We start from the raw sequence: 18752 nt of genomic DNA, 5'->3' as shown, positions 1-18752 counted from the left end.
CTGGTCAGGCAGACCCTCACCCCGACCCTCTCCCGCAAGCGGGCGAGGGGGCGCTTGCCGATCGGCCTCCGGGTCGATGACGGGCGCCGGCGGAATAGCCCTCGCCCGCTTGCGGGAGAGGGCTGGGTGAGGGGCCTGCTTCGTCCCGGACCGACAGAAAAAGAAGAGCGGAGAACAAAATGCAGCCCGGATCCGTCTACGCGATCAAGGAAGGCAAGGATAAGACCGAGCAGCACACGCTTTCGGTGCTCGTCGACAACGAACCGGGCGTCCTAGCCCGCGTCATCGGCCTGTTCTCGGGGCGCGGCTACAACATCGAGAGCCTGACCGTCTCGGAAACCGAGCACGAGAAGCATCGCTCGCGCATCACCGTCGTTACCACCGGCTCGGCCCAGGTGATCGAGCAGATCAAGGCGCAGCTGGAGCGCATGGTGCCGGTGCACCGGGTCATCGACCTGACCGTCACCGGCAAGGCGATCGAGCGCGAGCTGCTGCTGATCAAGGTGCGCGGCGCCGGCGACGACCGCGTCGAGGCGCTCCGGCTCGCCGACGCGTTCCGCGCCCGCGTCATCGACGCGACGACGGAGAGCTTCGTGTTCGAGCTGACCGGCCGCACCGACAAGCTCGACCAGTTCATCCTGCTGATGCAGCCGCTCGGCCTCGTCGAAGTCTCGCGCACCGGCGTCGCCGCCATCACGCGCGGCCCGGCCGCGACCTGAGCCGCGACATCGCCCTGGCCCGCCGGGCCGGGGCGCCTTTCTGGGGCTAGCCCAGCTTCGGGTTGGCCCAGGCCTGCGTCAGCAGTCGCTTGAGCGTCGCGAAATCCTCCGCGCCGAGTTCGGCGCGCCAGTCGCGCTCGACCGCATGCTGGATCTCGACGATGCGCCGGAAGGCGGCGTGGCCGCGCTCCGTGAAGCGGATCACCCGCGCGCCGGCCTCGCCCGCGACATCCGAGCGGACCAGGTAGCCCGACCCTTCAAGACTTCGCAGCAGCTGGTTGATCGCCTGCTTGCTCATGCCGGTGCGCTCGGCCAGCGCCGCCGGGCGGACGCCATCCGGCCCCGGATATTGCAGCACCGGGATATGCGGCAGGCGCAGTTCATCAAACCCGGCGTCGTTGAGTTCGCGGATCACCCGACGGTGGATCGCCTGCGCCGGGGCGCGCAGCAGGGCGCCGATCAGCGGATCCTCCAGTCGCGCGGAAGTGTCTTCGACAAGCATTGTGGCCATTGACTTTCAGTAAATGGAGTTTACCAATATGAGTAAATTAAGTTTACCGAAGGAGGGTCCCAATTGCCAGCACCTGACACCGGTCCTCGCATCAATCCGGCCGAGGAAATCATAGCCACGAAGGGTCTCGCCATCCGCTTCCTGCTGACCGGCGAAAGCTCGAACGGTAGCGTCGCGACCTTCGAGCTGATGGTGCCGTGTTCGGAAGGGCTCCCGGCGCCCGCGCATAGCCATGATCACTATGAAGAGACGATCTATGGCCTGGAGGGCGTGCTCCGCTGGACGGTCGATGGCGCGACCGTTGAACTCGGGCCAGGCGACGTGCTCTGCATCCCGCGCGGCGCGGTGCATCGGTTTGACAACAAGGGAAATGTGGACGCGAAGGCGCTCTGCGTGATCACGCCCGCGGCGATCGGGCCGGACTACTTCCGCGAGACCTTCGCGGTGATCAACGAGGCTGCGGGCGGCCCGCCAGACCGCGCCCGGATGCTCGAAATCATGCGCCGGCATGGCCTGACACCCGCAGCGCCGCCGAAGACCTGAGGTCGCCGGCAGCGCCGCGGGTTATCGCGTCACGCCGTCGCGAGTTCCACTTCCTCGCGCTTCCAGCCGATCGCCGGCGCCACATGGTCGGCGATCGTCTTCAGCATCTTGGCGTTGTATTCGACGCCGAGCTGGTTCGGCACGGTCAGGAGCAGCGTGTCGGCGTCGCGCACCGCCTCGTCCTTGGCAAGCTCCGCCGCGATCACGTCCGGCTCGCCGGTATAGCTCTTGCCGAAGCGCGAGATGCGGCCGTCGAGCCAGCCGACCTGGTCCTGGTCCGAGCCGTCGCGGGCGCCGAAATACATGCGGTCGATGTCGTCGGTGATCGGCATGACGCTGCGCGAGACGGAGACGCGCGGCGCGCGCTGATGGCCGGCCTTGGTCCAGGCCTCGCGGTAGAGGCGGATCTGCTCGGCCTGCAGCTCGCTGAACGGCACGCCGGTATCCTCGGTGAGCAGCGTCGAGCTCATCAGGTTCATGCCCTGCTCGGCCGTCCACACCGCCGTCTGGCGCGTGCCGGCGCCCCACCAGATCCGCTCGGAAAGGCCGGGCGACTGCGGCTGGATCGCCAGCGCGCCGCTCGAGCGCGTCATGCGCGGGTCGGCGCGGGCGACGCCGGCGCCGTTGATGGCGGCGCGAAACACCTCGGTGTGGTAGCGGGCGAGCGTGGCGCCGCTCGGGTCGTCGCCCGAATCGAAGCCGAAGGATTCCCAGCCGCGCTCCGCCGGCTCCGGCGAGCCACGGCTGATGCCGAGCTGCAGCCGGCCATGGCCGATCAGGTCGGTGGCGGCGGCCTCCTCGGCCATGTAGAGCGGATTCTCGTAGCGCATGTCGACGACGCCGGTGCCGAACTCGATGCGCTTCGTGCGCGCCGCGATCGCCGCCAGCACGGGGAAGGGCGAGGCCGCCTGCGGCGCGAAGTGATGGACGCGGAAGAAGGCGCCGTCGATGCCGATCTCCTCGGCCGCGACGGCGAGCTCGATCGACTGGATCAGCGCGTCCTGCGCCGTGCGCGCCTGCGAGCCGCGGGCCGGCTGGTAATGGCCGAAGGACAGGAAGCCGATTTTCTTCTTCACGGGAGTTCTCCTTGGGCGGCGCTGCACTGGCGCCGCGAGTCGGGCACAAGATAAGTCTCCGCGCGGCAATTGCCACGTCTTGTGCCACGTCTTGCCGGCGAGCGTGGTGCTGCCGGCTTACAGGCCGAAGGCGCCGGACGGGGCGGAGGATTCGCGCCGGCGATGCGGCGCCGCGATCGAGGCCGGCGATCGGCGGATTTCCGCGGTCGATTTCCGCGCTTGCCCGACGAACCGCCTTGACCGGGCCGGGGGCATCCGCTATCTCACCGGAACCGTACCGTACGGTACGCTGCACTGCAGCATGAGGTGGGCGCCAGAAATGCGCGGCCCGCTTCGGCTGGGCGCCGACCGATCGCAGACGAGGACCGTTTCCGCTTGGCTTCCACCCCCGCAATCGCAACCGGCAACGAGGCCCTTTCCCCGCGCCAGAACGCGGTGCTGGAAAGCGCGCTCGGGCTTCTGGTCGAGGGTGGCGAGCGGGCGTTGACGACGGCCGGCGTGGCGCGGGCGGCGAACTGTTCGAAGGAAAGCCTCTACAAGTGGTTCGGCGATCGCGACGGGCTGCTGGCGGCGATGATCACCTTCCAGTCGAGCAAGGTGAAGGCCGAGCCGGCGGCGTCGGGCGCGCGGGGCAGGGCGGCGCTCGCCGCCCAGCTGGCCGGCATCGGCGCCAATCTCCTGAAGGTGCTCGCCGGTGACGTGTCGCTGGCGCTGAACCGGCTGGCGATCGGCCAGGCGCGGCGCGGCGAGGCCGATCTCGGCCAGCTGCTGCGCGAGCATGGCCGCCGGCCGATCGAGACGCGGCTGTCGGCGCTGCTCGAAAGCGGCCGTCGCGAAGGCCTGCTTGACTTCGCCGACACGCGCGAGGCCTATCGCACGCTGTACGGCCTGATCGTGCGCGACATGCATGTGCGCCTGCTGCTCGGCGACAGCCTCGACGGCGAGGAGCCGTCGAAGCGGGCGGCGCAGGCGGTCGACCAGTTTTTCCGGCTTTTTGGCACGGAAGAGAATACCGGACCGGCCCCAGAGAGGACCGGCGCGGGAAACGAACGGACGGGATAGAAAGGAACATCCTATGCGCGTTTATTACGATCGCGATGCCGATCTCAACCTGATCAAGTCCAAGAAGGTCGCGATCATCGGCTACGGCTCGCAGGGCCGCGCCCATGCGTTGAACCTCAAGGATTCGGGCGCCAAGGACGTGGCGATCGCGCTGCGCCCCGGTTCGGCGACGGCCAAGAAGGCCGAGGCTGACGGCTTCCAGGTCAAGACGGTCGCCGAGGCCGCCGCCTGGGCCGACCTGATGATGATGGCCGCTCCCGACGAGCTGCAGGCCGACATCTACAAGGACGAGATCGCCCCGAACATCCGTGACGGCGCCGCGATCGCCTTCGCGCACGGCCTCAACGTCCATTTCGGCCTGATCGAGCCGAAGTCGACCGTCGACGTCGTCATGATCGCCCCGAAGGGCCCGGGCCACACCGTCCGCGGCGAATACCAGAAGGGCGGCGGCGTGCCGTGCCTGGTCGCGATCGCGCAGGACGCTTCGGGCAACGCGCTCGACCTGGCGCTCTCCTACGCCTGCGGCGTTGGCGGCGGCCGTTCGGGCATCATCGAGACCACCTTCAAGGAAGAGTGCGAGACCGACCTGTTCGGCGAGCAGGCTGTCCTCTGCGGCGGTCTGGTCGAGCTGATCCGCGCCGGCTTCGAGACGCTGGTCGAGGCTGGCTACGCGCCGGAAATGGCCTATTTCGAGTGCCTGCACGAAGTGAAGCTGATCGTCGACCTCATCTATGAGGGCGGCATCGCCAACATGAACTACTCGATCTCGAACACCGCCGAGTGGGGCGAGTACGTCACCGGCCCGCGCATCGTCACCGCCGAGACCAAGGCCGAGATGAAGCGCGTCCTGAACGACATCCAGTCCGGCAAGTTCACCTCCGACTGGATGCAGGAATACCGCGCCGGCGCCGCTCGCTTCAAGGCGATCCGCCGCAACAACGACGCGCACCAGATCGAGGCCGTCGGCGCCAAGCTGCGCGAGATGATGCCCTGGATCGGCAAGAACAAGCTGGTCGACAAGGCCCGCAACTAATCAGTTCGGTCTTCGGAAGACCCTCACCCCGGCCCTCTCCCGCATGCGGGAGAGGGGACACGCATGACCGGTTGAAACCGCTGGCCCGCGCGGAGGAAGAAAAGCCCTCGCCCGCTTGCGGGAGAGGGTTGGGTGAGGGGCCTTCTGGCCTTCGAAACAAAAAGCCCCGCGGGAGCGATCCCGCGGGGCTTTTTCTTGTTTGGCTCGCGCCGGCTGGCTCAGTAGGAGCCGCGGCAGCGATATTCGTAGCCGTCGGCGCCGATGAACGTATCGGTCTCGGGGCTGTAGCTGCGATAGCGGTCGAGGCAGTAATCGACATGGGCGCGCCAGGCGGCGCCGCGCGGCGGCGGAACCTCGTAGTCGTAGGCGTAGGCGCGCGGCTGCGAAGCCATGGCGCCGATGCCGAGGCCGAGCAGCGTGCCGGCGGCGAGGCCGCCGATGACGGCGCCGCTATTGTCGCGGTGATAGTGGCCATAGTAGCGCGGGCCGCCATGCCAGCCATCGGCGGAAGCGGTCGTCACGGTTGCCGTGACCGCAAGGATGCCAAGGACGCCGGCGAGCGACGCGGTAACGAAGCTTCTCATCGCGAAGCCTCCTGTTCGTGAAGCCTGAGATGGCGTGAATATCCCGCCGCATCGGGGCAAAACTATGACTGAAGCAATTCAGTCTTGGGTTGCAGAACTACCTTGGGTGGTGCCGCTGTTGTTGAATTAACCAGATATAAACCAAGAATAAAGGTATTCACGTTGCATGCCGCTGCGGAATGCGGGCGGCGCGTGGCGCGCCGGCCGGCGGCGGTGGCCGCCCGGGCGCTGGATGGAACGGGCCGCCCCGGACCCTGTCGCGTTTTCTTCCCGCGAACCGGTAGCCACTCCGCTCGAAAACGCTCTAGGTTGGCCGCCAACAAGAACGGGAGGAAACGGACTTGTCTGAAGGAATCATTCTGGTCGATCCGCTGCCGCGGACGCTCGACCTGATCATGGAGCCGGATGTCCGCGCGCGGCTTGAAAAGCTGGGCCGGCTGGTGATCTCGGAAGACGCGCCGATGTCGGACGCCGAAGTCGACGACCTGCTGCCGGAGACGGTGCTGATCTTCGGCCAGACGGCGCTGCCGCGCGAGCGGCTCGACCGGGCGAGGAAGCTGAAGGGGGTCATCAATGTGGAGACCAACTTCCTGCCCAACATCGACTACCAGGCCTGCCAGGAACGTGGCATCTGGGTGCTGACGCCCGGCTCCGCCTTCGCCGCCCCGGTTGCGGAGGCCGCCATCGGCATGGCGATCGATCTCGCCCGCGGGATCACCGCCGCCGACCGCGATTTCCGCACCGGCGCCGAGCAATATGGTCTCGCCGCCAACACCGAGACGTTCCGCTTCCATGGCGCGCCGGTCGGCATCATCGGTCTCGGCGATCTCGGCAAGACGCTGCGCGACTATATCCGTCCGTTCCGGAACAAGGTGAAGGTGTTCGATCCCTGGCTGCCGGACGAGATCATCGAGCGCCACGATTGCCAGCCGGCCTCGCTCGACGAGTTGCTCTCGACCAGCCAGGTCGTGTTCGTCTTCGCGGCGGTGACGGGCGAGAATCAGGGTTTTCTCGGGAGCCGCGAATTCGCGCTGATGAAGAAGGGCGCCGCCTTCCTGCTGATGAGCCGCGCGGCGGTGGTCGATTTCCCGGCCATGCTCGACGCGGTCCGCTCCGGCCATATCCGTGCGGCGGTCGACGTGTTTCCGGAAGAGCCGGTGCCGGCCGACGACCCGGTGCGGAAGATGGAGGGCCTCCTGCTTTCCGCCCATCGCACCGGCGGCACGGTCGACGCGCTGTTCTCGATCGGCCGCATGGCCGTCGCCGATGCCGAACTGATCCTGCGCGGCCTGCCGCCGCAGCTCTGCCGTCGCGCCGATCCGGCGCTGGCGAGCCGCCTGCGCTCGAAGCCGGTCAGCGTCACGTAAAAAGCGGACGACCCGCCGAAGGGGGATCGGCGGGTCGTCTGTCATGGGAGGTCAGTTCGAGAGGGTTCGGCTCGCCCTGGGGGGCAGGCGAGCCGATTGTGGCTTCCTAGTAAGAGCCGCGGCAGCGATAGGCGTTGCCATCGCGGCCGATGAATGTGTCGGTGCGCTCATCATAGGAGCGGTAATTGTCGTAGCACCAGTCGGTGTGGGCGCGCCAATTGGCGCGGACGACGCGGCGCGGCGGTGCGCGGTAGCCGTCGTCATAGACAGGGGCGGCGTAGCGGGGAGGGGCGACCTCGTAGCCATCGTCATAGCGCGGCGCGGCGAGCAGGGCGCCGACACCGAGACCGACCGCGGCGCCCGCCGCGAGCGCGGCGTTGCGGCCATTCTCGGCGGAAGCGGTCTCGGCCGTGCCGACGACGGCGGTGATGCCGATCAGGGTGGCAAGGGCGGCGGCAGCGATCTTCTTCATGTTCGACTCCCTGGGTGGGTGGGCCTGTTGGGAGCCTTTCTAGTGCCGCCCAGCTGAATGCCCGCTGAATGGGTCATTCATCTTACGCGGCCCCTTCCAACGCTATGATCGCCATCACAACGGCGCCGCGCACGCGTCTCGTGCTATGAGAAGGGTCCCTCCCAATTCGATCCGCGAGGCAGCCTCGATGCGCCGCTATGCTCTTCTCGACGTCTTCACCAAGCAGCCGCTCGCCGGCAACCAGCTCGCCGTCGTTCTGGATGCCGAAGGGCTGAGCGACGAGCGCATGCAGGCGATCACGCGCGAGTTCAATCTGGCCGAGACGGTGTTCGTGCTGCCGCCGGTCCAGCCGGGACACCGCGCCAACCTGCGCATCTTCTGCCCTGCCTATGAGATGCCGTTCGCCGGCCATCCCACGGTCGGCACCGCCGTGCTGCTGGCCCTGGAGACATTCGGCGACTCGGCCGCCGGCCAGGATTCGGTCTTCGTCGTCGAGGAGAAGATCGGCGACATTCGCTGCGCCGTCGCGCTTCATTCCGGCAAGGCCGGCCACGCCATCTTCGACGTGCCGCGCCAGTCGGAGCCGATCGAGGCGGAGATTGACGACGCGGCGCTGGCGGCGATGCTCGGGCTGGAGCCGTCGCAGCTCGGCTGCGAGAATCACCGTCCGTCCCTCTATTCGGCCGGCGTTCCCTACCTCATGGTGCCGGTGCGCGATCTCGCGGCGATCGCCCGCGCCCGGCCCCTGATCCAGCATTGGAGCAACGCGCTGCCGGCCGGCGTCGGCAGCGTCTACCTCTACACGCGCGAAACGACGACGAAGGACCATCATTTCCACGCCCGCATGTTCTGGCTGGGCGAGGGGATCATCGAGGATCCGGCGACGGGCTCGGCCGCCGCCGCCTTCGCCGGCGCGGTCGCCGCCTTCGACCAGCTTCCCTCCGGCACCCATCGCTTCGTCATCGAGCAGGGTTTCGAGATCCACCGGCCGAGCCTGATCTCGCTCGAGGTCGACGTCGAGAATCACGCCCTCAAAGCAAGCCGCATCGGCGGCGACGCCGTGCTGATCGCCCGCGGCACGCTGGATATCTAAGGAGATTAGACCCTCACCCCAACCCTCTCCCGCAAGCGGGCGAGGGGGTAGGAGGCACCTAGCCTCGCCGTCTCCGCCACGCGGGCGTAAAAGCCCTCGCCCGCTTGCGGGAGAGGGTTGGGTGAGGGGCTTGCTTGCTGCCTACTCCACGCGTGCCGGGGCGCCGTCCAGCGAGCGTCCCAGCACCGTGGCGACGACGTATTCGGCGCGGGCGCGGAGCGTGTGGTGCTCCAGCGTGTAGGCGCGGGCGGCGATCGCCATGCCGGCGAGGCGGTCCGGGTCCTGCAACGCGCCGCGCACGGCGCGCGACAGGCCGCCCGGCTCGGGCGAATAGTAGAAGCAGTGCTCGCCGTTGCGGAACGGCTTGTGCTGGTAGATCGTCGGATAGTTCATCACTGGCACGGTGCCGAGTTCGCTCGCCTCGTAGTGGCGATAGCAATCCCAGCCATAGCCCATCGGCGACCAGGCTAGCCGCGCCGAGGCGAGGCGCTGGTAGAAGGTGTTGCGGTCGAGCGGGCTGTCCGGCACGTCGATGACGTAGCCCTCGTTGCGCAGCGCCAGCAATTCCTCGATGCCGTCGCTGCGGACGGTGCTGTTCGGGTGGGTGTCGCCGGCGAAGAAGACGTCGGAGGTCTTCATCGTCGTTGGCTCGGCGGTCGGCTTGCGCGGATAGCCGAGATGGATCGGCCTGAGCTTGCGGATCCGCCGCTGCGAGCTCTTCTTCAGCCGCCAGCGCCGGCCGGGCAGGTCCCAGTGGCTCGACTTGAAGAACACCTGCCACTTGTCGGCGGTCAGCTCGCGCTTGAAATAGCTGTGGCAGCGGTCGATCAGGCCGAAATTGTGGGCGCCGATGCCGAACGAATCGTTGATGTCGATCACCGCCACCGGCACGTCGTGGAAGCGGTGCATCAGCCGCGCCGCGGCAATGGCGAACAGCGCCTTCGGCGCGCGGACGTGATAGTCGCGCAGGGCCGTCAGCCAGGTGCGCGGATGCCAGGCCGGAAGCGTCGGGCCGTCGACGACGACGAGGTCATAGTCGCCGTCGCGCAGCTTTTCCAGCGTGCGGAAGAAGGCGCGGGGGCCGAAAAGCGGCGCCTGCGAGCCGCCCGGTTTGCGCGCGGCCCAGAAGAAGTCGGTCTGGTCGGGCGCCGCGTTCAGGAACAGGCGCGTGTTGATGTCGAGGATGCGCAGCTTGCTGCCGCCGCTCGCTCCGGCAATGTCGACGGTCATGCTCGCCCGATCCTCTCGTTCGCGTGGTCTATAGCAACCGGCGAAATCGCGATGCAACAGAAACGGCGAAGGCCCGATTGCCGCCTTGCTTCGGGTGGGGGTCCTTTGCTATGGGTCTTCCAGTCTGATCCCGGCGTGACGCCGCGCGGTCCGGCGGAATGTCAACGAGGGCGAGAGCGTGCTGCTCTTTTCGATTCATGGTTCCGGGTTCCAGGTTGCGTCTGACGCGACCGGCCGTGCCATGTCCGCTCTTCGTGGTCTGCTTCTCCTTAGACGCCCCTGAGCGTCGGCTGCCCCGTGACGGGCGGGCACTCAGGGGAATGAAAGCGAAGACCTCCGCCATTCATGCCCTGGTCGCCATCCGCGCGCCGGGCACCCGATAAGGAAGACCATAATGACCGCGAATGCCACCTCGTCCTCGTCCAAGGACCGGATCGTCATCTTCGATACGACGTTGCGCGACGGCGAGCAGTGCCCCGGCGCCTCGATGACCTTCGAGGAAAAGCTCGAAGTCGCCGAGTTGCTGGAAGACATGGGCGTCGACATCATCGAGGCCGGTTTCCCGATCGCCAGCCAGGGCGATTTCGAGGCCGTGCACGAGATCGCCAAGCGCGCCGGTGACGGCGTCACCATCGCCGGCCTGGCCCGCGCCATTTCCGGCGACATCATCCGCGCCGGCGAAGCGGTGCGCGTCGCCAAGCGTTCGCGCATCCATACCTTCGTCTCGACCTCGCCGATCCATCTGGCCCACCAGATGCGCAAGACCGAGGAGCAGGTGCTCGACATCATCTCGGCCACCGTCGCCCAGGCGCGTAACCTGGTCGAGGACGTCGAGTGGTCGGCGATGGACGCCACCCGCACGCCGATCGAATACCTGGTTCGCTGCGTCGACGCCGCCATCAAGGCCGGCGCGACGACGATCAACCTGCCCGATACGGTCGGCTATGCCGTGCCGGAAGAATATGCGGCGATGTTCCGCCAGGTGATCGAGCGCGTGCCGGATTCCGACAAGGCGATCTTCTCGACCCATTGCCACAACGATCTGGGCCTCGCCGTCGCCAACTCGCTGGCCGGCATCGCCGGCGGCGCGCGCCAGATTGAATGCACGATCAACGGCCTCGGCGAGCGCGCCGGCAACGCCGCGCTGGAAGAGATCGTCATGGCGATCCGCACCCGCCGCGATGTCATGCCGTATGACAGCCGCATCGACGCCACCATGCTGACCCGTGCCTCGAAGCTCGTCTCCAACGTCTCGGCGTTCCCGGTCCAGTACAACAAGGCGATCGTCGGCCGGAACGCTTTCGCGCATGAGAGCGGCATCCACCAGGACGGCATGCTGAAGAACGCCGAGACCTACGAGATCATGACGCCGGAGAGCGTCGGCGTGAAGGCGACCTCGCTGGTCATGGGCAAGCACTCTGGCCGCCATGCCTTCCGCTCCAAGCTGAAGGAACTGGGCTACGAGGTCGGCGACAACCAGCTGGAAGACGCCTTCAAGCGCTTCAAGGACCTCGCCGACCGCAAGAAGCACGTCTATGACGAAGACATCGAGGCGCTGATCGGCGACGAGGTCGCTTCGGCCGCCGAATCGATCCGCCTGTTGTCGCTGACGGTCATCGCCGGCACCGGCGGCGCCGCCAAGGCGATCATCAGCCTCGACGTCGAAGGCACGCACGTCACCAAGGAAGTTTCCGGCAACGGCCCGGTCGACGCGATCTTCAACGCGATCAAGGCGATCGTGCCGCATGACGCGACGCTGTCGCTCTACCAGGTGCACGCGGTCACCGAAGGCACCGACGCGCAGGCCGAGGTCTCGGTCCGCCTCGAGGAGGACGGCAAGTCGGTCACCGGCCGTGGCGCCGATCCCGACACCATGGTTGCCTCGGCCAAGGCGTATCTGTCGTCGCTGAACAAGCTGATGGTGAAGCGCCAGCGCCAGCACGCCCAGGCCGTTAGCGCCTGATCGGGTTCTGGTTCTCCGAAGTTCAAACGGCCGCGTCGATGACGCGGCCGTTTTCGTTTTTGGGGGAGGAAAGACCCTCACCCCGGCCCTCTCCCGCAAGCGGTAGAGGGGGCGATCGCGCCCGACCTTCCGCCGTCCCTCTCCTTGAGGGAGAGCGAAGCTCTTGAGAGGCGGCAGGCGCATGGGCTCGACGCGCCCAACGCTCCACCGTCATTCCTGCGAAAGCAGGAATCCATGCGCCCGCTTGGCCGACCGCCGTCGGAAGGGATGCGACGTCGCCGGCGCGTCGTATGGCGATGCCCTCGCTCTCGACAGCGGTGGATCCCTGCTTTCGCAGGGATGACGGTTGAGGTTGGTTCGGTCCTGCAGCACCTCCTGAGGCGCGCTGGAGAGGACGTTCAGCCAAGCTGAGCCCAAAAGCCCTCGCCCGCTTGCGGGAGAGGGTTGGGTGAGGGGCTTTCTTGCCATCCCAAAACGAAAACGGCGCCCTGCTGGTGCAGGACGCCGTCCATAGTCGGTTGAAGTCGCAGCCTAGTTCGGCAGCGAGACGTCCAGGCGCAGGAACTGCGTCTCGCCGGAGTGGTCGTCGACGCCGTCATTGTCGGTGATCGCATAGCCGTTGCCGGCGGCGTCGAGGGCGAAGCTCTCGATCTTGTCGAGCACGTAGCCATTGGTCGCCTGCAGCGCCGGCAGCAGGTCGTAGAGGTCCTTCTTCACGACCTTGGGCAGTTCGCCGCCGAGCGGGGCCGGCTTGACGCCGTCGAGCGAGATGAAGGTGAGCTTCTTGATCTTCGCGTCGCGACCGATCTGGTTGTCGCGTTCGATCGCGACGAGGCCGCCAGGAACCGCGGTCAGCTCGGAGAGGCCGACCCAGCCCTTTTCCGCCTTGTCGAGCGGGTAGTGCACGGCGGCCCATTCCTTCGAGGCGGGCTTATAGGCGAGGAGCTTGGTGAAGCCCTTCGGATCGTCCTTCCACTCGCGCTGAACGGCGATCCAGACCGTCTCGTCGGCGCCGGAGCCGACTACGGTCACGCCCTCGAAGCCGAAGCGGGTGGCCTGCGCGGCCAGCGCTTCCGGTAGCGCGATCTCTTCCTGCACGACGCCCTTGGCGTCGACGCGGACGAGCGACGACTGCGTCTTGTTCTTCTCGCGCTCGGGATTGCCTTCCGAGGCGAGCCAGAAGCCGCCGTCGCTCGAAAGCGCGATGCCCTCGAGGTCGAGCAGTTCGACCGGCTTGCCGTCCTTGGTGACGGTCATCTCGTCGGTGATGACGGCCGGGGTCTTGGTGGCGTCGATGGTGAGGATGCGGCCGATCGACTGGGCGCTGTCGATGACGGCGTAGAGCTTGCCGGCTTCCTTTGCGTCGGCGACGGTGCCCGAGAGGGCGGCCCAGCCGATCGGCTTGCCGTTCTTGTCGGCCGAGACGATGGTCGGGTAGGCGGCCGGGGCGTCGGAGCGCTCATAGATCGTCACGACGGAGCCGATCAGGCCGTCCTCGCGCAGGTCGTTCTCGGCGGCGGTGACGAACAGGTTGCGCGACGGGATGGCGAGCAGGCCTTCCGGACCGATGCCGCCCGGCAGCGCCTGCAGCAGGGTCGGGGCCTTGCCGGCGCCTTCGTCCTTGTAGACGCCGACGAGGGAAGCGCGCTCGGAACCGACGAAGATCAGCTTTTCGGAACCGAAGGTGCCGACTTCGGCGCCTTCCGGCTCATTGCCCTTCTTGTTGCGCTTTTCCGGATAGTGGCCGAGGCGGACGGTCTCGTATTCGAACGCGGTGCCACTGTCATATTCGAGCGTGCCGTCGACGTTGAAGATCGAGAAGCCGCGCGAGCCGCCCTTCCAGTCGCCCTCGTTCGAGGTGAAGAAGCGCGTGTCGTCGATCCACTGCACGCCGTCCGGCTCGCGGGCGACGTTCTCCATCTTGCCGGAGAGGTCGATCACGCCGTCCTTCTTGACGTCGATGCCGTCGAGGTCGACCGTGCCGGCCGGGAAGTGGTTGACGACCTTGCCGGTGGCGAGGTCGGCGATGACGATGTGGTTGTTCTCCTGCAGGGTGAGAACGACCTGGTTCCTGTCGTTGATGTCGACGAATTCCGGCTCGGGATCGGTCGGGGCGATCGCGGCGAGGCCGGTGACGTCGATCACCGTCTTGGTGGCGCAATCGACGGAACCGTCAGCACCGATGGCGAAGCTGGTCAGGTTGCCACCGGGAAGCTGCGGGATGGCGCCTTCGTTGATCTCCTCGTCGCGCTCGTTCTCGATCGCGATGGCGAGGAACTTGCCGTCCGGGCTCCTGGCGAGCGAATCCGGCTGGCCGCCGAGGTCGCAGGTCGCCTTCACCGTCTTGGTTGCGAGGTCGACGATGGCGAGATGGCCCGAGGGCTCGCTCTTCGACTTCGACGTGACGACGCCAACGAGCGCGATGCCGCCGGCCACGACCGTCGAGGTCGGTTCGCCACCGAGCGCCACCGTGCCGGCGGGCTTCGGCGCCTTCGGATCCGTGATGTCGATCAGGCCGATCCGCTCGCCGGGGCTGTCGGTATAGACCAGCGTCTTGCCGTCGGCGGTCGCCGTGATGATCTCGGCGACGGTCTTCTTCGCGGCGTCGGCATCCGCAGGCAGGTTGTCGACGACGTGGAAGGTCGCGAGGCGGTTGAAGTGCTCGGCGGCATTCGAGGCGAGGGCGGTGCCAGCGAGAAGCGTGGCGGCCAGCGCGCTGCGCAGGATCGGCTTGAGCATAGTTTCCTCAATCATTTCAGAGCGGTCCGTGGCAGGGACGCCGTGGATTGCCGGCAATAGACCGGCCGCGCATGACGGGGAAATGACGGTTTCGACGGGCTTGCTGCCCCGCTCACGAAGATTTCCACAATCCCGTGAATGCGTGGCTGGACAGGCCGGGGGCGCTTTGCTACATACCGCCTCGTTCCGGGGCGCCACGGTCCACACCGAAGCGCCGACGAACATGGGTGCATAGCTCAGTTGGTAGAGCAGCTGACTCTTAATCAGCTTGTCCTAGGTTCGATCCCTAGTGCACCCACCAAATTCGATCATTCGCTGGTCGTGGAGCCTGGTTTCTTTCGCTCCGTCGTTTCCGCGAATGGGTGCATAGCTCAGTTGGTAGAGCAGCTGACTCTTAATCAGCTTGTCCTAGGTTCGATCCCTAGTGCACCCACCAAATTCGACGAGGCCGTCGGTCATTGAGTTGACCGGCGGCCTTGTTGTTTTCAGGCCCCCATCCGGTCAGGGCACGTCGTCGTCGCCGGCCGGGCCGCCTTCGCCTTCCAGTCGGGCGATCTGCTTCACGTCGAGGCGGGTGAATTTCAGCCGCACGCCGGCGCCGAGGCCGCCCGCTTCCTCCAGTATCAGAACACCGAAATGTTCCAGCGCGGCGCCGATCGCTGCCGCCTGGTCCGGCGAGGCGAGGGGAGCGCTGCCGCTGTTCTCGGCGAGGCGGGTCGTCTCGAGGCCGAGGCCGGCCGCGGCGGCGAGATCCTCGAGGCTGATCCCGGCGAGCGCCCGCGCCGCCGCCACCATGCGGCCCGTCAGCCGCGTCGGTTCCGTCATGCTGTTCTCCCTGGTCCGGCGCCGATCATGCGGCCTCGACGCGGGGCGCGCAATTCCCGCGCGGCGCCATCGGCGCGGCCGGCCGTTGCCGGGGGCACGCTCAGGTGCTCTATTGGAACCGATTGGATTTGGGTGGTGCACGGACATGAATGTCGTTCAATGCAGAATGGCCCTGGCAGGGCTTGGCTGGCTTCCCGAGGATCTGGCCCGCGAGGCGGGCGTGCCGCTCGAGGCCCTGCAGCGCTTCGACCGCGGCGAGATCCTGCCGCACGGCGTCTATGCCGCGCTGCGCGACGCGCTGCATGGCGCCGGCGTGATCTTCGAGGACGATGGCCAGATGGTCGAGGGCGGCCCCGGCGTGCGGCTCCGCCGGGCGCAGGCGGACGAAGGCACCCGGCCCGAGGAACTGAGCTCCGCCAACGACGGGTGAGCGAGATCCCTCGCCTCGGGAGTTGGGCTGGATCTATTGCGACCGGCGCCGGGCGCGGGCTGCCTGGCCGGGGCGCTCGGAGAGCGCCGTGCCGAACACGTGGTCCCAGAACAGCGTAGTAACGCCGAAATTGCCCTCGACGTCGTTGTGGTGGTGCAGGGCGTGGCGCCGCTTGATCCTGTAGAGATAGCTGCCGGGCGCCGGGTGCCAGTGGTGCAGCACATGATGGACGAAGCTGTAGCTGACATAGCCGGTCGTGACGCCGGCGGTGAAACCGCTCGCGACGCCGAAACCGAACAGATACCAGCTCGGCCAGAACACGACCGCGGCGAGAACCAGGAAGCTCAGCCAGACCGGCGTGCCGATCAGGTCGGTCGGCGCGGCGTGATGCCTGTCGTGCAGATCCCTGAAATAGACGACATTGTGCAGGATGCCGCGATGGATCAGGTATTCGGCCAGCGTCCAGACGCAGAGGCCAAAGGCATAGGCGGCGATCCAGACCAGCGGATTGATGTGCCCCTGCCAGAGCACGGCGGCTACAACCAGCGCGGTGAGTGTGACGGGGTAGACGACGAAGTCGGAGTAGTAGGTGACGGGTCTCAACTGCATTTCGACAACCTGGTCTGGATACACGTCTAGAAGAGCGTCACGATGAATTGAGCCAGCTTAGTGGCAGGACTACAAGTGGTGATCCGGGGCTGCGACCAAATATGTTCGCGCGACCCGTCCGGGTTGCAGAGACGGGTGACGGGATGACGGCGGCATGGCATGGTCGACGCCATGCGTATCCTCATATTTTGCCTTTCCCTGCTCCTTCCCGCCGCCGCCCACGCCATCGATCTGCCGCAGGCGATCGGGCTTGCCGATTTCGCCCGTGCGTCGCGCCTGCCGCCCGTCGAGCGGGTCAACATTATCGACGGCAGGGACGACCGTGATTCGCTCCTGGCGATCGGGCCGTCGCTCGGCCTGTCGCGCGGCGAGATCGCGCGCATCCGCAGCGTGTCGGGCTATGTCGGCTGCCTGTCGCCGTCGCCCTCGGTCGGTTCGGCCGCGCTGTTCCTGACCAACCAGCAGATCCTGACGGCGGCGCATGTCTTCTTCGAGCCTTCGGGCAAGCGGCGCTGGAAATGCTTCTTCCGCCCACAGAGCGTCGACGGGCCGATGATCGATCTCGTCGTCGACGACAAGACGCATTTCGGCTCGAAGAAGCCGAAGGCGGGCTCGAACAACGACTATGCCATCGTCCGCCTGGTCGAGCCGCTGGAGGGCGCCGTGCCGTTCCGGGTCGCCCCGGACGTGCCGGTGCAGAATGGCGACAAGCTGATCGTCATCACCGCGCATCCGGCCGAGATGGAGAAGGAAGTCGATCGCGACGTTCCCGTCGCGCAGGGCTGCGAGGTCCGTCGCGCCATCGACAAATCGCGCTCGGCGGCGAAAACCTCGTTCTTCCGGACGGATTGCGATGCGACCGGCGCTTCGTCGGGTGGCATGAATCTTTCGCGCGTCAATGGCGAGCTGGTGTTTCGGGGCATCACCATCACCACCGGCCCCTGGCGCGATCCGCGCTACAAGGGCGCGCCCTATAGCGAGAAGGGCGGCAGCGTCACCACGGCGCTCGGCACCGACGCCGCCATCCTCGCCGCCGGACGGGCGATGGCCGCTGGCGGCTCCTGACGCGGATCTGGCCTAGCCGAAATGGACGGCGGTGGTGCTGCTTGCGGTCTCGCCCTCGAAGCGGGGCAGCCAGTAGATCGCCGCCACCGCCGGCAGCGTGATCACCGCGAAGGCGACCGCGAGCGCCGGCAGGCCGAACTGGATGAACGGCGCGACCAGCGCCGTGCCGATCGTCGGCAGCAGCGTGATCGCCAGCATCAGCGCCGCCGAGCCGCGGCCCTCGTCCGGCGCGGAGGCGGCGAGCGACTTGACGAAGCCGACGCCGCCGCGAAGCCCCAGCCCGCCGGAGACGGGCAGCATGATGAACAGCAGGACGACGATGCTGGAGCCGCCGGCGAAGGCATAGGCAAGCAGGGCGAGCGCGGAGGCGCCGACCATCAGCGTGCCGATCGTCACCAGCCGCTCCGGTCCCCAGCGCTCGACGAAGATGCCGGCGAGGTTCGACGTCACCACGAACATCGCGACCGAGAGCAGCTGGAAGAAGACGAAGCCCTCGACCGTGCCGCCCATGGTCTCGACCATGATGTAGGGGGCGCTGAACACGAAGGTGATCAGGCCGCCGAGGATCAGCGAATGGCTGAGCGCATAGCGCAGATAGCGCTTGTTGCGCAGCAGGGCGAGATAGCCGCCGCGCGTCTGGCCGGCCTCGATCGGCTGGTTGGCCGGCAGCAGCGACGGCTTGATGAAGATGACGGCCGCGACAAGCGCGCCGAGCACCGCTGGCACGATGAACGAGGCCTGCCAGCCGGAGACATGCAGCAGCCATGCGCCGATCAGCGGCGCGAGGCCGGGCACCAGCGACTGGATGCTGCCGATCACCGAGATGGCGCGCACCGCGCCGGTATCGGTGAACAGGCGGCGCAGCATCGGCGCCGGCAGCACGGCGGCGCCGGCCGAGGTCGCGCCCTGCACGATACGGATGGCGTTCAGCGTCCAGATGTCGGTCGCGAGCGCGGCCAGCGCCGAGACGATCGCATAGGCGAGCAGCGAGCCGGCGAGCAGCAGCCGCGCGTCGAAGCGGTGGGCGATGGCCCCGAACAGCACCAGGCCGATGCTGGAGCCGCCCATATAGGTCGCCAGCACATATTGCGCCGCTTGCGGGTCGCCGCCGAGCAGCGACGGCAACGTCGGGATAGCCGGCAGCACCAGGTCGATCGAAACCATGGTTGCCAGCGTGCCGACGACGACGACGAGGCAGGCCAGCATGCGTTCGCGCGACGAGGGGCCTTCGCCGGCGGGAGAATCAGGGCGGTTCATGACGCGATCCATCGAAAGGGATGCGTCTGCTACCGCAAGCGCTGGCGGGGCGATAGTGCAGGAATGCCATGCGCGGCGGCTGAAGCCGGCGGCCGCCAGGGCGACGCTTGGGAAGGCCGTAGTTGGTGTTTCGTCCGGAATGGACGGATCCGCAGGGGCCTGCGAGGTCCGTCC

At 67.2% G+C, this 18752-nt stretch carries 18 protein-coding genes and 2 tRNA genes; 11 read left to right on the top strand and 9 right to left on the bottom strand.

All coding sequences use genetic code 11. The features are described from left to right. Nucleotides 1–179 precede the first annotated feature (179 nt). A complete protein-coding gene (ilvN, locus tag OSH07_RS09455; RefSeq protein ID WP_029076140.1) occupies nt 180–719 on the top strand; it encodes an acetolactate synthase small subunit in 540 nt (179 codons plus the stop codon). Nucleotides 720–765: 46 nt separating this feature from the next. On the opposite strand, the gene OSH07_RS09450 is transcribed toward ilvN, so the two are convergent. Beyond that, nucleotides 766–1230 carry a MarR family winged helix-turn-helix transcriptional regulator gene (locus tag OSH07_RS09450; protein WP_266338387.1) on the bottom strand — a complete coding sequence of 155 codons (465 nt, stop codon included), beginning with the start codon at nt 1228–1230 and terminating at the stop codon, nt 766–768. A 63-nt stretch (nt 1231–1293) separates the two neighbouring features. Between OSH07_RS09450 and OSH07_RS09445 the strand changes: the two genes are divergently transcribed. Continuing rightward, nucleotides 1294–1773, top strand: a complete 480-nt coding sequence (locus OSH07_RS09445; RefSeq protein ID WP_266338386.1) for a cupin domain-containing protein — start codon at nt 1294–1296, stop codon at nt 1771–1773. Between the two features lie 29 nt (nt 1774–1802). On the opposite strand, the gene OSH07_RS09440 is transcribed toward OSH07_RS09445, so the two are convergent. Continuing rightward, nucleotides 1803–2849: an LLM class flavin-dependent oxidoreductase gene (locus OSH07_RS09440; protein ID WP_266338385.1), complete on the bottom strand. Its 1047-nt coding sequence runs from the start codon at nt 2847–2849 to the stop codon at nt 1803–1805. Nucleotides 2850–3224: 375 nt separating this feature from the next. Here OSH07_RS09440 and OSH07_RS09435 point away from each other — a divergent pair, with 375 nt between their 5' ends. Continuing rightward, nucleotides 3225–3911 carry a TetR/AcrR family transcriptional regulator C-terminal domain-containing protein gene (locus OSH07_RS09435; RefSeq protein ID WP_266338384.1) on the top strand — a complete coding sequence of 229 codons (687 nt, stop codon included), beginning with the start codon at nt 3225–3227 and terminating at the stop codon, nt 3909–3911. 13 nt (nt 3912–3924) lie between these two features. Then, nucleotides 3925–4944 (top strand): ketol-acid reductoisomerase, encoded by a 1020-nt coding sequence (ilvC, locus tag OSH07_RS09430; RefSeq protein ID WP_266338383.1) that lies wholly within the window; start codon nt 3925–3927, stop codon nt 4942–4944. Nucleotides 4945–5162: 218 nt separating this feature from the next. On the opposite strand, the gene OSH07_RS09420 is transcribed toward ilvC, so the two are convergent. Further along, on the bottom strand, nt 5163–5528 hold the full coding sequence (locus OSH07_RS09420) for a BA14K family protein (RefSeq protein WP_336800520.1): 366 nt from the start codon (nt 5526–5528) through the stop codon (nt 5163–5165). 341 nt (nt 5529–5869) lie between these two features. Here OSH07_RS09420 and OSH07_RS09415 point away from each other — a divergent pair, with 341 nt between their 5' ends. Further along, nucleotides 5870–6895, top strand: coding sequence for a hydroxyacid dehydrogenase (locus OSH07_RS09415; protein WP_266338382.1), 1026 nt, complete (start codon nt 5870–5872; stop codon nt 6893–6895). 106 nt (nt 6896–7001) lie between these two features. Here the strand turns inward: OSH07_RS09415 and OSH07_RS09410 are convergent, their stop codons facing one another. Beyond that, nucleotides 7002–7367 carry a BA14K family protein gene (locus tag OSH07_RS09410; RefSeq protein ID WP_266338381.1) on the bottom strand — a complete coding sequence of 122 codons (366 nt, stop codon included), beginning with the start codon at nt 7365–7367 and terminating at the stop codon, nt 7002–7004. Nucleotides 7368–7554: 187 nt separating this feature from the next. Here OSH07_RS09410 and OSH07_RS09405 point away from each other — a divergent pair, with 187 nt between their 5' ends. Further along, nucleotides 7555–8460, top strand: coding sequence for a PhzF family phenazine biosynthesis protein (locus OSH07_RS09405; protein WP_266338380.1), 906 nt, complete (start codon nt 7555–7557; stop codon nt 8458–8460). Nucleotides 8461–8601: 141 nt separating this feature from the next. Here the strand turns inward: OSH07_RS09405 and OSH07_RS09400 are convergent, their stop codons facing one another. Next, nucleotides 8602–9690 carry a glycosyltransferase gene (locus tag OSH07_RS09400; protein ID WP_266338379.1) on the bottom strand — a complete coding sequence of 363 codons (1089 nt, stop codon included), beginning with the start codon at nt 9688–9690 and terminating at the stop codon, nt 8602–8604. A 394-nt stretch (nt 9691–10084) separates the two neighbouring features. On the opposite strand from OSH07_RS09400, the gene OSH07_RS09395 reads away from it, so the two are divergent. Beyond that, nucleotides 10085–11653, top strand: a complete 1569-nt coding sequence (locus tag OSH07_RS09395; RefSeq protein ID WP_266338378.1) for a 2-isopropylmalate synthase — start codon at nt 10085–10087, stop codon at nt 11651–11653. Between the two features lie 531 nt (nt 11654–12184). Here OSH07_RS09395 and OSH07_RS09390 read toward each other — a convergent pair. After that, nucleotides 12185–14392 carry an esterase-like activity of phytase family protein gene (locus tag OSH07_RS09390; RefSeq protein WP_266338377.1) on the bottom strand — a complete coding sequence of 736 codons (2208 nt, stop codon included), beginning with the start codon at nt 14390–14392 and terminating at the stop codon, nt 12185–12187. 225 nt (nt 14393–14617) lie between these two features. On the opposite strand from OSH07_RS09390, the gene OSH07_RS09385 reads away from it, so the two are divergent. Continuing rightward, nucleotides 14618–14693: transfer RNA gene (locus tag OSH07_RS09385), tRNA-Lys, on the top strand. A gap of 59 nt (nt 14694–14752) precedes the next feature. After that, nucleotides 14753–14828 (top strand) — tRNA-Lys (locus OSH07_RS09380). 65 nt (nt 14829–14893) lie between these two features. On the opposite strand, the gene OSH07_RS09375 is transcribed toward OSH07_RS09380, so the two are convergent. Then, nucleotides 14894–15217: an XRE family transcriptional regulator gene (locus OSH07_RS09375; RefSeq protein ID WP_266338376.1), complete on the bottom strand. Its 324-nt coding sequence runs from the start codon at nt 15215–15217 to the stop codon at nt 14894–14896. 145 nt (nt 15218–15362) lie between these two features. Between OSH07_RS09375 and OSH07_RS09370 the strand changes: the two genes are divergently transcribed. Next, nucleotides 15363–15647, top strand: coding sequence for a DNA-binding protein (locus OSH07_RS09370; RefSeq protein ID WP_266338375.1), 285 nt, complete (start codon nt 15363–15365; stop codon nt 15645–15647). 33 nt (nt 15648–15680) lie between these two features. On the opposite strand, the gene OSH07_RS09365 is transcribed toward OSH07_RS09370, so the two are convergent. Further along, complete coding sequence (locus tag OSH07_RS09365) at nt 15681–16256, bottom strand: sterol desaturase family protein (RefSeq protein ID WP_266338374.1); 576 nt, start codon at nt 16254–16256, stop codon at nt 15681–15683. A gap of 159 nt (nt 16257–16415) precedes the next feature. On the opposite strand from OSH07_RS09365, the gene OSH07_RS09360 reads away from it, so the two are divergent. Next, nucleotides 16416–17321: a trypsin-like serine peptidase gene (locus OSH07_RS09360; RefSeq protein ID WP_266338373.1), complete on the top strand. Its 906-nt coding sequence runs from the start codon at nt 16416–16418 to the stop codon at nt 17319–17321. A 12-nt stretch (nt 17322–17333) separates the two neighbouring features. Here the strand turns inward: OSH07_RS09360 and OSH07_RS09355 are convergent, their stop codons facing one another. Continuing rightward, on the bottom strand, nt 17334–18578 hold the full coding sequence (locus OSH07_RS09355; protein WP_266338372.1) for an MFS transporter: 1245 nt from the start codon (nt 18576–18578) through the stop codon (nt 17334–17336). Nucleotides 18579–18752 lie beyond the last annotated feature (174 nt).

Origin of the sequence: Kaistia nematophila, assembly GCF_026343855.1 — a bacterium.
In the GTDB taxonomy this organism is placed as follows: Bacteria; Pseudomonadota; Alphaproteobacteria; order Rhizobiales; family Kaistiaceae; genus Kaistia; species Kaistia nematophila.
The sequence above is the reverse complement of the archived record's forward strand: the minus strand, read 5'-3'. Positions and strand labels throughout refer to the sequence as shown.